At 53.4% G+C, this 14,077-nt stretch carries 14 protein-coding genes; 6 read left to right on the top strand and 8 right to left on the bottom strand.

Annotated elements, in window-relative coordinates; all coding sequences use genetic code 11:
- The first annotated feature begins 11 nt into the window (after positions 1-11).
- On the top strand, positions 12-2,318 hold the full coding sequence (locus MJO52_RS13140; protein ID WP_252082110.1) for an Orn/Lys/Arg decarboxylase N-terminal domain-containing protein: 2,307 nt from the start codon (positions 12-14) through the stop codon (positions 2,316-2,318).
- Positions 2,315-3,811 carry an arginine/agmatine antiporter gene (adiC, locus tag MJO52_RS13145; protein ID WP_286037022.1) on the top strand — a complete coding sequence of 499 codons (1,497 nt, stop codon included), beginning with the start codon at positions 2,315-2,317 and terminating at the stop codon, positions 3,809-3,811. Before MJO52_RS13140 ends, adiC begins: the two co-directional genes overlap by 4 nt.
- On the opposite strand, the gene MJO52_RS13150 is transcribed toward adiC, so the two are convergent.
- Positions 3,801-4,268: a putative molybdenum carrier protein gene (locus MJO52_RS13150; RefSeq protein WP_252082112.1), complete on the bottom strand. Its 468-nt coding sequence runs from the start codon at positions 4,266-4,268 to the stop codon at positions 3,801-3,803. The genes adiC and MJO52_RS13150 overlap by 11 nt on opposite strands.
- A 79-nt stretch (positions 4,269-4,347) precedes the next feature.
- On the opposite strand from MJO52_RS13150, the gene MJO52_RS13155 reads away from it, so the two are divergent.
- Positions 4,348-4,803, top strand: coding sequence for a DUF2269 domain-containing protein (locus MJO52_RS13155; protein WP_252082113.1), 456 nt, complete (start codon positions 4,348-4,350; stop codon positions 4,801-4,803).
- Between the two features lie 46 nt (positions 4,804-4,849).
- Here MJO52_RS13155 and MJO52_RS13160 read toward each other — a convergent pair whose 3' ends face one another.
- The 3 genes from MJO52_RS13160 to MJO52_RS13170 all read right to left on the bottom strand — a co-directional run bounded on the left by MJO52_RS13160 (position 4,850) and on the right by MJO52_RS13170 (position 7,047).
- Positions 4,850-5,827 (bottom strand): hypothetical protein, encoded by a 978-nt coding sequence (locus MJO52_RS13160; protein WP_252082114.1) that lies wholly within the window; start codon positions 5,825-5,827, stop codon positions 4,850-4,852.
- 58 nt (positions 5,828-5,885) lie between these two features.
- The gene (locus tag MJO52_RS13165) at positions 5,886-6,512 is read right to left on the bottom strand and encodes a malonic semialdehyde reductase (protein WP_252082115.1); all 627 of its coding nucleotides are present in this window, start codon (positions 6,510-6,512) and stop codon (positions 5,886-5,888) included.
- 73 nt (positions 6,513-6,585) lie between these two features.
- On the bottom strand, positions 6,586-7,047 hold the full coding sequence (locus tag MJO52_RS13170) for a DUF3429 domain-containing protein (protein ID WP_252082116.1): 462 nt from the start codon (positions 7,045-7,047) through the stop codon (positions 6,586-6,588).
- Between the two features lie 67 nt (positions 7,048-7,114).
- Here MJO52_RS13170 and MJO52_RS13175 point away from each other — a divergent pair, with 67 nt between their 5' ends.
- Positions 7,115-7,375 carry a DUF3081 family protein gene (locus tag MJO52_RS13175; RefSeq protein WP_252082117.1) on the top strand — a complete coding sequence of 87 codons (261 nt, stop codon included), beginning with the start codon at positions 7,115-7,117 and terminating at the stop codon, positions 7,373-7,375.
- A 209-nt stretch (positions 7,376-7,584) separates the two neighbouring features.
- Here the strand turns inward: MJO52_RS13175 and MJO52_RS13180 are convergent, their stop codons facing one another.
- Complete coding sequence (locus tag MJO52_RS13180) at positions 7,585-8,211, bottom strand: tRNA-(ms[2]io[6]A)-hydroxylase (RefSeq protein WP_252082118.1); 627 nt, start codon at positions 8,209-8,211, stop codon at positions 7,585-7,587.
- A gap of 276 nt (positions 8,212-8,487) precedes the next feature.
- Here MJO52_RS13180 and MJO52_RS13185 point away from each other — a divergent pair, with 276 nt between their 5' ends.
- Positions 8,488-9,423 (top strand): hypothetical protein, encoded by a 936-nt coding sequence (locus MJO52_RS13185; RefSeq protein ID WP_252082119.1) that lies wholly within the window; start codon positions 8,488-8,490, stop codon positions 9,421-9,423.
- 27 nt (positions 9,424-9,450) lie between these two features.
- Here the strand turns inward: MJO52_RS13185 and MJO52_RS13190 are convergent, their stop codons facing one another.
- The 3 genes from MJO52_RS13190 to MJO52_RS13200 form a co-directional block, all read right to left on the bottom strand.
- Positions 9,451-9,843: a hypothetical protein gene (locus MJO52_RS13190; RefSeq protein ID WP_252082120.1), complete on the bottom strand. Its 393-nt coding sequence runs from the start codon at positions 9,841-9,843 to the stop codon at positions 9,451-9,453.
- A complete protein-coding gene (locus MJO52_RS13195; protein ID WP_252082121.1) occupies positions 9,765-10,310 on the bottom strand; it encodes a diacylglycerol kinase family protein in 546 nt (181 codons plus the stop codon). Before MJO52_RS13195 ends, MJO52_RS13190 begins: the two co-directional genes overlap by 79 nt.
- A 149-nt stretch (positions 10,311-10,459) precedes the next feature.
- Positions 10,460-10,909, bottom strand: coding sequence for a DUF1289 domain-containing protein (locus tag MJO52_RS13200; RefSeq protein ID WP_252082122.1), 450 nt, complete (start codon positions 10,907-10,909; stop codon positions 10,460-10,462).
- Positions 10,910-11,215: 306 nt separating this feature from the next.
- On the opposite strand from MJO52_RS13200, the gene acnB reads away from it, so the two are divergent.
- Positions 11,216-13,831, top strand: coding sequence for a bifunctional aconitate hydratase 2/2-methylisocitrate dehydratase (acnB, locus tag MJO52_RS13205; RefSeq protein WP_252082123.1), 2,616 nt, complete (start codon positions 11,216-11,218; stop codon positions 13,829-13,831).
- Positions 13,832-14,077 lie beyond the last annotated feature (246 nt).

Here is a 14,077-nt window from a genome sequence, read left to right on the forward strand (position 1 = left end):
GCGGGAGGTTCATGCACCAGCTCGGAAAACAAGTGCCCACCAATATGTTGGCCCTGCTCGCCAGTGGGGAGATCGCCAGCAACAGCGCTCCTGGCCGCGCCGCCACACGCCTGCAGGAGGAGCTGGCGCAGCGTCGCATCGACCTGATCACCACAGTTTCCAGTGACGATGCCAGTGCCATGTTGCGCGCCAACCCGGCAATACAATGTCTGCTACTGAACTGGGAACTGCCCGGCAGCGGTCACCCCCCAGCGCTGAATGTGCTGGAGCAGTTACGAGCACGTAATCTGCATCTGCCGGTATTTCTGCTCGCCGACCGCGAAACCGTCAGCAATATGCCACGCCGCGCCCTGGAGCTGGCCAATGACTTCATTTGGATTCTGGAGGACACCCCCACTTTTATCGGCGGGCGTATCCAGGGTGCAATAAGGCGCTACAGCCAGGCAGTGCTGCCGCCCATGTTTGCCGCCCTAACCCATTTTTCCCATGTGCATGAATACTCCTGGCACACGCCCGGCCACACTGGTGGCACCGCATTTTTAAAGTCCCCTGCAGGGCGCGCCTTCTATGACTTTTTCGGCGAAAATATGCTGCGTTCAGATTTGTCCATCTCTGTGACAGAGCTGGGCTCCCTGCTCGATCACACAGGCCCCATCGCCGCAGGGGAACGCTACGCAGCCAAGGTATTCGGCGCAGATCGCACTTACTATGTCACTAACGGCTCCTCCACCTCCAATCGCGTGATTGTGATGGCCTCTGTAACCCGCGGCCAGCTGGCCCTGTGCGACCGCAATTGTCACAAGTCTGTAGAACATGCCATCACCATGTCCGGCGCTGTTCCTACTTACTTGATACCGTTGCGCAATCACTACGGTTTGATTGGCCCGATTCCCCCAGATCAGTTGACGAAAGCAGCCATTTCAGAGGCCATTGTTAACAATCCCCTGGCGGGCAGCGCCGATAGCCCGCGGGCGGTACATGCGGTGATTACCAACTCCACCTATGACGGCCTCTGCTATAACGTGCGCCGGGTGGAGGAATTACTGGGTGAGTCCGTAGACCGACTGCATTTTGATGAGGCCTGGTACGCCTATGCGCGCTTCAACCCGATCTATCGGGATCGCTTCGCGATGTACGACAGCGAGGACGATGAGCCTCACACCGGCCCGACAAAATTTGCCACCCAGTCCACACACAAACTGCTGGCGGCCCTATCGCAGGCCTCCATGATTCATATCCGCGATGGGCGCAGCCCCATCGAACACGGTCGCTTTAACGAGGCGTTTATGTTGCACGCCTCCACTTCACCCCTCTACTCCATCATGGCCTCGAATGATGTCAGTGCGGCGATGATGGACGGCCCTGGCGGCACTGCGCTCACGGGCGAATCTATCGCTGAGGCGGTGGCTTTTCGCCAAGTGTTGGCACGACTGAAACGAGAGTATGGGGAAAAGGGGGAGTGGTTTTTTGATGGCTGGCAGCCGGATCAGGTAACAGAACCTTCAAGCGGCCAGAAATACGCCTTTCACAGCGCACCTACAGAGCTACTGTGCAGCGAAGCCAGCTGCTGGTTGTTGAATCCCGGAGACTCCTGGCACGGATTCGGCGAGCTAGAGAAAGGCTATTGCATGCTCGACCCCATTAAGGTCTCCATCACCACCCCGGGCATGCAGCGCAACAGTCAGCTGGCGGAATGGGGTATTCCTGCCGGCATTATCAGCAAGTACCTGGATAACCTCGGCATTATTGTCGAGAAGACCACTGATTTTACCATCCTGTTCCTGTTTTCCATCGGCATAACCAAGGGCAAATGGGGCACGCTGATCAACGCACTACTCGCCTTCAAACGGGACTACGATGCCAATCAGCCTCTCAGCCAGTGTCTGCCCAATCTGCTGGCCAAACACTCTGGTTATGCCGATATGGGCCTACGCGACCTGGCGCAAAAAATGTTTAACCGTATGAAGGAGTTGCGCAGCACAGCAAAAATGTCCGCTGGTTTTTCTGCTCTGCCACAGGCCGACTGCAGCCCCGTTCAGGCCTATGAAGCCCTGGTGCGCGGCGAAGTGGAATTGCTTCCCTTGAGCCAGTTGGCAGGGCGCAGCGCAGCAACCGGGGTTATTCCCTACCCACCGGGTATTCCGCTATTGATGCCGGGAGAAAATTTTGGCAGCGAGGGCAGTCCTGCCCTGGAATACTTACGCGTGCTGGAGTCCTTCGACCGGGAGTTTCCCGGCTTCGGCCATGACAACCACGGAGTCGAAGTACACAAGGGGCACTACCATGTCTACACCCTGAACCGGGGGACCGCGCCATAACCCCCCAGACGGCGGAGAGTAATAAAATCGGCCTGGTGCCAGCCACGCTGATGGTGGCCGGCAATATGATGGGTTCCGGCGTATTTATGCTACCGGCCAATTTGGCAGTTATAGGCAGCATCTCTCTGATTGGCTGGTTGATCACCATCGTGGGCGCCGTATCACTAGCACTGGTTTTTGCCCGCCTTGCCGCCCTGGACCCGGCCGCCGGAGGCCCTTATGCCTACGCACGCAGGGCGTTTGGCGACTATATCGGCTACCAAACCAACCTCGTGTATTGGCTGGCCAATGTCATCGGTAATGTCGCACTGATCACCGCCGGGCTGGGCTATATCACCCATTTCTTCCCCCCGCTCCAGGACCCTATGACCTTTGCCCTGGCCCAGGTGGCCATGATCTGGCTACTCACCTACGCGAATATCCTCGGGCCGCGCATGGTTGGTCGTATCCAATCGCTCACCACCAGTTTGGTATTTATTCCCATTCTCGGTACAGCACTCTTTGGTTGGTTCTGGTTTGATAGCCAGACATTCAACGCCAGCTGGAATGTCTCCGGCAAGAGTAATGCCAGTGCAATTATGGCCACGCTCACCTTTACCCTGTGGGCATTTATCGGCGTGGAAACCGCATCTGTATCCGCCGCAGTGGTGAGAAACCCCAGCCGCAATGTGCCGATCGCCACTGTTGGCGGGGTATTGTTGGCATCGGTAGCCTATGTCCTGAGCTCTTCAGTCATTATGGGCATGCTGCCCAACAAGGAACTCATCGCCTCTTCGGCACCTTTTGCCGACGCCGCACGTTTGGCGTTAGGTAATACCGCCGCGAATATTGTTGCAGTCTGTGCAGCAGTAGGTTGTATCGGCTCTCTCGGCGGCTGGATTCTTTTGGTAGGGCAATCTGCCAAAGCCGCAGCTGATGACGGTCTCTTCTCTAAAGCCTTTGCCAAAACCAACCCTAAAGGGGTGCCCTCTGTCGGCCTGACATTGGTGGCCATTCTGATGTCCCTATTGGTACTCGCCACCATTTCTCCCAGCGCCAGCCAGCAATTTGGCAAGATCGCCTCAGTGGCGGTCATCATGACATTACTGCCCTATATCTACTCGGCAATTGCATTGCGGGTACTCGCTTACGGCAAAATACCGCAGCAACAATACACACTGTTTACTGTAATACTGCTAATTGCCGCAATCTATTGCCTGGTGGCACTGGTGGGCTCCGATGGCCAGCAGACACGCTGGTCGCTGATATTTGTTATTGCCACCGTTATTTTCTATGCGCTGATATTGAATCGCCGCCGCAGCGTCGAAGAGAAACACTGGCTACCAGGGGGGCCGGAGCCAAAGTGGGTGCAATACTTTACCCTCGGCGCAACAGTCACTGCGCTGTGCGTTTTTTTCTGGTTTTCCGTGGGCCAGCATACAGACCTAGAGCTACGCCTGCGCGCGCCACAACCACAAGTCTCGAACCAACAGTCGCAACCAATTAACCACTAAATACCCGCTGTATGGTCTCGGCCGTGCGCCAGGTAATTCCCTGAGAATTTGATTCCCTATTGCCGGCCACATTTAAAATATAAGGTTTATTTTTACCGATAAAATCGCGAATTTGTTTGCAACAGTCATCCCAGGGATCAATCACTAAAAAGGGTTTCCCCAGCTCCCGGCAAAACTTAATGGTATAAGAGGTACCATCACTGCCGGGATTGTCGGTAAAAATCAAAGTTGCATCAGAATTACGGATATTCTCCCGAGTGCGCTCTGCTAAATTCCCAGATGCCAGCTCAATCAGCCCGAAGCTTTTGAGGAAATCGGCGCGCTCTCCAGCTTCGGTCCAATACCCCTGCGGGGCAGTACCACCGGTGGCAATACCCAATCGTTGCCCGGCAATCAAGCCACCAGTATCCGCACCGGTCTGCCCACCGCTGATAATTTTTTCTGGTTTGAAACTCATAGCCAAATCAAACCTATAGGATTGAAAGTTCTGCGCTAAAACTCTACCTTATTGCCGGTTTATTTTGGTCTGCCGCTTTATGAATTACTACCTCGCACTCAAGACACTACATATTCTCTGCGCCATTATCGTACTCGGAACCGGTACCGGGATTGCCTGGTATACTTTGCGCGGCTGGCTGTCCGGTGATTCCCAGGTGATTCAGTGGGTGAGCAAGGAAACGGTGCGAGCAGACTGGATATTTACCGGCAGCGCAGTACTCGGTTTACTGGGAAGTGCCTTGGGGATGCTGGTGATTAACCCGGCATGGATAGAACAAACCTGGCTGCAATTGGCTGCCGGGCTAACCCTAGCGGTTTTCCTATTGTGGCTACCGGTTGTCTACCTTCAATATCAATTGCGCGCACATGCAAACCAAGAAAATAGCCACAGTCAAATCCGCTGGATCATGCGCACCTGGTGCCTGCTAGGTGCTCTGGCCTTTCCCTTAACGATTGCTATCGTTTACCTGATGGTTTCCAAGCCCTCCTTTTAAACAGCATCACGAAAATTTGATGATGGCCAAATACACGTTTTCAGCCTTAACTCCCTCCCCGCAGTATTTTATAGCTCGCTCTCTGCCCCATATCTTTCCACTGCCGCTTAAAGTCCTCCAGCACAACCCCTGCGATAATATCGGCAAAACCGTCAGGGGTTTTACTCAACCGCTCTAAGGCTTTCTTTTTACATAGTGGAATAATAACCGCAGATTTCTCGCTCCTATCACACCTCAGCAAGCGACTGCGAATTTGCTCAGCCTCGCCACCGGAACAACTTGCATCGGTAATGACAAAAACATTGGTATCACTATCGAGATCAGGGCAGATCAGGTCCCACCCAAGATCAAACTGCCGGAATACAACCCCGCGAAAGCGCCCCCTGCCCACCTCACTACCTGTGATAAAGGGCCAGGCATGGGCTAGGGTCCAAAGATAAGATTTACTGAGCACATATTGCAGGTGTTGGTTTCTCACCAAACCCAACTGACACTGCTTCTTGAAAGTTTCATCATCCAGTTTTGCCTTGCTGCAGATTGCCTTGGGAATAAGCTCCCCTTTATAACTGGTGGTAGGAATTACCACGACAAAGTCATCGGCCTCTTTCTTTTTTTCCAAGGCTTTAACAATGGTGGCCTGTAAGTGCAGAATAAATTCTTCGGTAGAAATCACGTCATGGGGTAAAGACACCCTCTCTTCCCCCAGATTCATGTATCGCGTTTCATTTCGATACGCCGAAATAATTGGCTCTAGCTCCTCCTTGCTGAACAGCAGTTTTTTACCCAAAACCGCTTCTTCATTAATTTTTCTGGCATAGCAATCCAGAAGCATTTGGTCAGCCCGGTAAATTCCTTTATTTTTAGATGAGACACAGCGTAAATATTCAGTATCCTGAAACGCGAGAAAACGCTCAACTACCGGCCGGCTGATATCCCTGCCAAACAACTCATACAAAACCTCTTCATCTCTGGGTAAAAAGTAATTATTCGGGCGAAATAGATTTTGCAATTGCCTATGAGCCATTCATCCAACTCACTTTTAACCTTCCTCTTAAAATCTTGGTGGCATTCACACAGTGCCCTCAAACAACTTGGCATACCTCATCGAATTCAAAGCGCGGGTTGCGCGGATGTAACTTGGCATCCACACCGTATCCCAGATTACAGAGAAAGTTGGATTTAATATGGCCTGGACAGTGTTCCTGTACAAAGGCTAGGGTTGAGGACTGATCACTGAAAAATTCATGATCTACTAGGGTATTATCAAACCCAGACATAGGACCGCAGTCCAGGCCCAGAGCCCTAGCCGCCAGAATAAAGTAGCCACCCTGTATTGAGCCATTGCGAAATGCCGTGGTTTCTGCCAACTCTGGATTATCGGCAAACCACTCACGCGCCGGTGTGTGGGGAAACAACTTGGGAAGATATTCGTAAAAGCGCATATCAAATGCGATGATTGCTGTCACCGGTGCCGACATGGTTTTCTCAATATTGCCCGCATTCAAAGCCGGTTTAAGCCGGGCTTTTCCCTCCTTGCTCACAATAAAAACAACCCGCATCGGGCAACAGTTAGCGCTGGTGGGCGCCATCCTGACAAGATTGTGCAACTTTTTCAGCAACTCTTGCGGCACCGGTTTATCTTGCCAGTAACTGTGTGTTCTAGCTTCAAAAAATAATTGATCCAATGCTGGAGGGGCAATCGACTTCATACCTGGCACTCTCGTGTCGCTTTCTGGTGAAAGTCTAGCTTTCAGAACGACGGAGAAACGGTTACTCCAAGTGTTAACGCAGCAGTATCATGCCGATATGGCAAGCAATCACCAGATAGGTCACGATACTGCGAGTACGAAAATACTGCTCCCGACCAGGCAGATTGGGATTTAAGCGGGCCTCCATCCAGGCCACAAAGGCAAAACCTATTGCGAGAATGGGCAACCCCCAAGCACTTTGATAAAGCATTAATCCCACCCACCCGGCAAGCGCAACCACATTACTGAGCACGATCAACGCCAACCGGTGAGGATGGCCGGGCCGGTTCAGCGCGCCCCCCCACCAGATACCACACAAAAAGCTGAGAATCACTGCGCTATAAGCGGTAAAGAATAGGCTGGCATCAATACCCAGGAGGGAGACTTCAGTTAGCTGCAACAATAGACCGACAACAAAAGGACAGAGCCCCAGGTAAGCCAGGGCATCAAATAAACGGGTATCCACCACCGGCTGCTGATAGCCGCTACTATCCATGCTGTCTAATCTTCCATACAGTAAGGGAGAACAGAAACAACAAGTTTAGTGGCACGGGGAAGCCTGCATGGAAGAGGAGAGCAAAATTGATGTCAAACAGGCCTTGCGGGTATTTGATCGTGTCACCCGGGAGGGACACAAGGAAACAGACGGCTGGCACTACAAGGGGCTGACAGTGAGCACCGACTTTGATGGCTACACCGTATTTATCAACTCAGCAAAAGTGAAGCTCACCGTCTTTTTTCACAATAAATTTTCTATCGATTATTCGAGCGACAGAGAGCTACAGGATTTTATACGCCTACTGGCTAGTCTTGATCAGAAATGAATACCTTAAGCGCCGTTGCTTCCCAGTGGACTAGCATCAGGGTAGCGCCTAAACCGCGGTAGCTCCTAAGTAGCACCTAAATAGGCACACAGCATTTTGGTGTCCAATGTACTGCCTGCAACTGATGTAGAACAACTTCATAGCCCTCCTGTCTAGTTAGGCAAGAAAGTGATCTCCATCAGTGACGGTTCAATGATTTTTAACGGACCCTAGCCCTGCGACTTTCCCGGCACACCGCTATGGAAACGAAACTCACCATCGCCACTCAGCACGAGCTCTTTCTCCAGCGCTAACAACGCTTGCACCCGCGGCTCAATATCTTCATCTGCGGCTTTTTGCGCAAGATGTAGATAGTCGCGGAAATGGCGAGCTTCAGATTTCAGCAGAGACAGGTAAAATTTTTGCAGCTCTTCATCCAAGTGTGGCGCTATACGGGCAAAGCGTTCACAGGAGCGTGCCTCAATAATGGCTCCACAAATCAGAGTATCCACAAGGCGCCCTGGCTCTGCGCTGCGCACCTCGGCACGCAACCCAGCCGCGTAGCGGGAGGCGCTCACGTGGGGATAGGCAATGCCGCGCTTTTCCATAATAGCCAGTACTTGCTCGAAGTGGCGCAACTCCTCACGAGCCAAACGCGACATCTTGTGCAGCAGCTCAAAATCCCCCAGATAGCGAAACATCAGGTTGAGCGCTGTACCGGCCGCCTTCTTTTCACAGTTGGCGTGGTCCACCAGCATCATTTCCGGCTCAGCCAGTGCTGCCTCAATCCAGGCATCCGGGGTGGCGCACAGCAGGAATTCGTGAATCGCGGACAAATCGGGAACTTGGGCACTCATGGGATCAGTATTTCATCTGGTATCATCATTTGGCGCGGGATTATAGCGGCACAACAGCAGAAAGGCAGGCCCCAACAGAAATCAAGCGCTGCTCTCCAGGGCAGCTTTTACTGTAAATAGCTATCTATCCTTTTCTCTGTGACGCACCCCCTTCAGTCAACCTCTAACCAACTTCACACGCCAGGCACCTCCAGTTTTAAACAGTTCAAATAGAAATTTGTTAACGGTTTATTAAGTGCATTAAAATATTGATCTTTTGAATAGTGGAACTCGGCGATGAAAGACCATCGGCAATTGGCACTCAGCATCCCCCCCTTACTGGAGCAGATCCACAGCAGCGCAGCAGAATTACGCGACTCTCTTGAACAACTTCAAACTGCCGGTAAGCCCTGGCAACACTATCTGCTGCAGCCACCTTTTGCCTTGGAAGCAGCCCAATCCTTGCAAGAAAGCTTTGAGCGGCCCTTTTCTCTTGCTGGCGCCCTGTATAACCAGCTGGATTATGCCGAACCTCTAGGAACCGGAGGCGATGCCCGTGCAACCCTGCAAATCCCGGGTCTATTGGCGGTTCCAGACAAGACTCTGGCACTGGCAAAACAACTCAACAGCGACAAAGAGGCCTTTGCCAATGCTATCGCCGAGTACCGATCAGCCTTAGCAGAGCGGCCCATGGCAGAGCGAGACCGCAACGTACGCGAGGTACTGGCGCAAGCGGGCTACCCCCGCGCGCACCTGCGCCAGTGCTACCGTCTGGTTTTACTCTGCGAGCAGCATCCGGATGCCATCACACTCTCCTGGATAAAGGCGCGCAAGTCCATTCGCAAAGTCACAGTGCAGTGGTGTGAAAAAAAGTTGGTCCAGATGGACCCAACCGGTGCAGATCCCGGCATCCAATACCAACGGCAACTGCTTGCCGGCCTGCACAAAAGCCAACAGGAGGACCTGCGCCAGGTACAGGTGCAGAGCCGCCCCAATCTACAGGTCGCCGAAATTTTCTTCGCACAGGAAGCTGGAGGGGAAGACCAGTATCGACAAGTGGGTTACTCCTCCATGCCGATACTAGTGGCTGCGAATGAAGCCGGGCGATTGCCTGAATTTACTCGGGTCGATCATCAACCCAGTGTTAGCCGGCGCCGACAAAGAAGGGACCTGGCTATTTCCACAGAGCCATTCCTACCTGCCCTGCGTGTCTTCTTGCGACAGCAACGCTAGCGCCGGTTAACCGGAACGCCCAAAGGGCTACCGGAGCCTTTGAGCCAGCTCCGCCAATGTTTCTTCGAGTTGAATCCGGCAGGCTTCTTTAAGCGCCTTGTGGGATTTATCAAGAGCACTCAACTCATCATCGTTAAGACGCGCAAGTAGCCCACGATCGGCGTCTTGGCGCTTTTTGAAAATCTCTTTGGTTTTGTCCTCAGCCAGTAGGGGCGCAAAGCTCTGTAGCAGCTGTTCACCAGCCTTGAGGTCCCTATCCGGCTCAGAGGGTAAACTATCTTCGGCACGAATTGCCCGCTCTAACTCGTCCGCAAGCACCTGCCGGCGTTTGGTAATTGTGTTTAAGAAATTAGCTGCCGACTTTTCTTCAAGTTGCCCGGCCGCTGCACGGTAATCCTCCTCGCTACGGCTAATAAGCATAAAAAGAAGGCTCTCAGATAACTTAGAACCCCCCAGAGCTTTTTAATCTCGGAGTCTTGTGCTTCAGTCACTTTTACCCCAAGCCCCATATTGGCCACATTGAAAAAATAGTGACCATTGACAACGCCGAGGTCGATTAGCTGGCGATGGTTGCCGATAATGACATCAAAAGCCTGCTCCAAGTCGACAATGCCAAGGGAGCGCGCCAAATCATTCGCGGTACCCAGCGGTAGAATTGCCAGGGCCAGTTGGCACTCTTTCAATACCCGAGCGGTGGAGCTGATGGTGCCATCTCCGCCACCGACTATCACAAGGTCGAGGTTCTTGTGGCTCTGCCGGATCACAGCCTCGGTCTCCTCTGGACCCTCGGAGTGCAAGATTTCAACCTCTATTCCATCAGCGCGTAAGCGCGCTAGGCCGCTGTCGATATCCGCCTCGGCACCATTCCGGCTTTTTGGATTAACCACGAGAAGTACTCTACGCGGATTTTTGTGAGCTGAGCTGATAGCCGGTTCTCCATTACCGGAAAGATGAACATCAATTCTAAAGGGGTAAATCGCCTCGGGAAATACAGTAGCCCAGGCACGTAAGAATAAGTTGAGGTTTTAAGTCAGTCTTATATCAAGCCAGGGGCGATAAAGCGCTGATAGTAAGCCACAGACAAGGCATAAAAATCTTCATCGATGCGCCGGCGAATTTCCACCAGACTCACTCCCCTGGCCTGAGCTGTCGGGCGCAGGCCGTAAGCACCCAGATCGCCAATCTGGCTGGCACCGGCGCGCAGCAGCTCAAAAACCCAGCAGTAGGCACTTTGGCTTTCATCAAAGCGAATTTGTTGATGGCGCAACTGGGAAAGCAGCAACGACTCATCAATGATTTCCAGCTGGCTGCGTACAGCATTGGTTAAATAGCCCTCCCGCCTGGAGGCAATAATACGGCGCTGCTCTTCGGTATAAGCATTCCAGTCGATCACCTCGTGGGCAAAACGCTTGCACCCACGACAGACATCATCACCTATTCCCGTTGAACAGACACCAATGCAAGGTGTACGGACTTTTTTGTACATCAATTAACCAGATTTAGCCGATCAGGCAACGCGGGCCTGGATTAAAATTGCGCGTAGACTATTTTGTTTCGGCCACTAAGAAAAGAGGTGAGGCAGCTGCAGTGGGCACAGTAAAATTTGCTCTGCGAATAGTCGAAATTCACTTAAATTATTGATTTTTCGATAAACTTAACAGCCGTAGGGCTTTGCTGTAGTATTCGCCACCCCGCCTTCAGCGGCCTCGAAAAAAAAATCCCGACAACAGTACAAAGATCGGGAATTCCACCCGCTGTTGGTGCCACCCCACACACCAAGAGGGACTTATCCGTGCTTGAAGCCTATCGTAAACACGTCGCAGAACGCGCCGAACAAGGCATCCCACCGAAGCCACTCGACGCAGAGCAAGTCGCTGGCCTGGTTGAGCTGCTGAAAAATCCGCCAAAAGGCGAAGAGCAGGAATTAGTTGACCTGCTAACCCACCGTGTACCCCCCGGTGTTGACGAAGCCGCTTACGTGAAAGCCGGCTTCCTGTCCGCCATTATCAAGGGCGACGCGGAGTCCCCGCTGATCGACCGCAAACACGCTGTAGAGCTGCTGGGCCAAATGCTGGGCGGCTACAACATCTCCACCCTGGTCGAGCTGCTGGACGACAAAGATCTGGCCGAACTGGCTGCCGAGCAGCTGAAAGGCACTCTGCTGATGTTTGACGCCTTCCACGATGTGGAAGAGAAAGCCAAAGCCGGCAACGAATTCGCCAAAGCGGTAATGCAATCCTGGGCTGACGCCGAGTGGTTCACCAAGCGCAACAAAGTGCCCGAGAGCATCAAAGTTGCCGTATTCAAGGTCACTGGCGAAACCAACACCGACGACCTGTCTCCGGCACCGGATGCCTGGTCTCGTCCGGACATCCCCCTGCACGCGCTGGCCATGTACAAAATGAAGCGCGACGGCCTGGAGCCAGAAGAAGCTGGCGTTACCGGCCCGCTGAAGCAAATTGAAGAAGTGAAAGCCAAGGGCCTACCCGTTGCTTTCGTTGGCGACGTAGTAGGTACCGGTTCTTCCCGTAAGTCCGCCACCAACTCCGTGCTGTGGTACTTCGGTGAAGAAATGCCTGGCGTGCCCAACAAGAAGGGTGGCGGTATTTGTATCGGCGGTAAAGTTGCTCCGATCTTCTACAATACCATGGAAGATGCCGGCGCCCTGGTATTCGAAGCCCCCGTTGACGAACTGGGTATGGGCGACGTGATCGAGATCCGCCCTTACGACGGCAAGATCCTGGCCGAAGACGGCAAAGTCCTGTCTGAATTCCAACTGAAGTCCGACGTCCTGCTGGACGAAGTTCAGGCTGGTGGTCGTATCAACCTGATCATCGGCCGCGGCCTGACCGGCAAAGCCCGTGAAGCCCTGGGCCTGGCGCCTTCCGAGCTGTTCCGCAAGCCTGAGCAACCTGCCGACACCGGCAAGGGTTACACCCTGGCGCAGAAGATGGTTGGTAAAGCCTGTGGCGTTGAAGGTATCCGCCCGGGTACCTACTGCGAGCCGAAAATGACCACTGTGGGCTCCCAGGACACCACTGGCCCCATGACCCGCGATGAACTGAAAGACCTGGCCTGCCTCGGCTTCTCCGCCGACCTGGTAATGCAGTCTTTCTGTCACACTGCAGCCTATCCGAAGCCCGTTGATATCAGCACCCAACACACCCTGCCGGACTTCATCATGAACCGTGGCGGTGTTTCCCTGCGCCCGGCTGACGGCATCATCCACAGCTGGCTGAACCGCATGCTGCTGCCGGACACCGTAGGTACCGGTGGTGACTCCCACACCCGCTTCCCCATGGGTATCTCCTTCCCGGCAGGTTCCGGTCTGGTAGCTTTCGCCGCTGCTACCGGTGTTATGCCGCTGGATATGCCTGAGTCCGTATTGGTGCGCTTCAAGGGCAAAATGCAGCCCGGCATCACCCTGCGCGACCTGGTGCACTCCATTCCTCTCTACGCCATCAAGCAGGGCCTGCTGACCGTTGAGAAGAAAGGCAAGAAGAACATCTTCTCCGGCCGCATCCTCGAGATCGAAGGCCTGGAAGACCTGACTGTAGAGCAGGCATTCGAGCTGTCCGACGCCTCCGCCGAGCGCTCCGCTGCTGGCTGTACCATCAAGCTGTCCGAAGACACCATGTCTGAGTACTTGCGCTCCAACGTAACCCTGTTGCGCTGGATGATCGCTGAAGGTTACGGCTCCAAGCGTACCCTGGAGCGCCGCGCGCGCGCCATGGAAGAGTGGCTGGCCAACCCGAAACTGATGGAAGCGGACGCCGACGCCGAATACCTGGAAGTGATCGAGATCGATCTGGCCGAGATCAAAGAGCCGATCGTATGTGCTCCGAACGACCCAGACGACGCACGCCTGCTGTCCGACGTTGCTGGCGACAAGGTAGACGAAGTCTTTATCGGCTCCTGTATGACCAACATCGGTCACTTCCGCGCTGCCGGTAAACTGCTGCAAGAACACAAAGGTGGCATCTCCACTCGCATGTGGATCTCCCCGCCCACCAAGATGGATGAGCACCAGTTGATGGAAGAGGGTTACTACAACATCTACGGTTCTGCCGGTGCCCGCACCGAGATGCCCGGATGTTCCCTCTGTATGGGTAACCAGGCGCGTGTGGCACCGAATGCTACCGTACTGTCCACCTCTACCCGTAACTTCCCCAACCGTCTGGGCGATGGTGCCAACGTGTACCTGACCTCCGCTGAGCTGGCTTCTGTAGGCGCCATCCTGGGTAAACTGCCGACTCCGGCTGAGTACCAGGAATACGCACAGAACCTGGACTCCATGTCCAGCGAGATCTACCGCTACCTGAACTTCGATCAGATTGAAGACTTCCAGAAGTCTGCCGAAGAAGGCAAGCGCATCGCAGCGACTGAGATCCAGGAAGTTAGTGTATAATTAACCGCCCTATCTCACTAAAAAGCCCCGCCATTTGGCGGGGCTTTTTATTTCACACAAAATTGTATATAAACTTTAAAGGCAATTCGCGCCAAATTAAGTTTGTGATGGATATAAGCCTTATTCCCCTTAAAAACTATATTTACAAAAGTTAAAAAGCAAACTAGCTTTAATGCACTACCGTTATGGCATAACCTGCGAATATTAGGCAGTACAAACAACTTATTACTCAATCTCAATCTCAAT

The organism is Microbulbifer variabilis, from assembly GCF_023716485.1.
Taxonomy (GTDB): domain Bacteria; phylum Pseudomonadota; class Gammaproteobacteria; order Pseudomonadales; family Cellvibrionaceae; genus Microbulbifer; species Microbulbifer variabilis_B.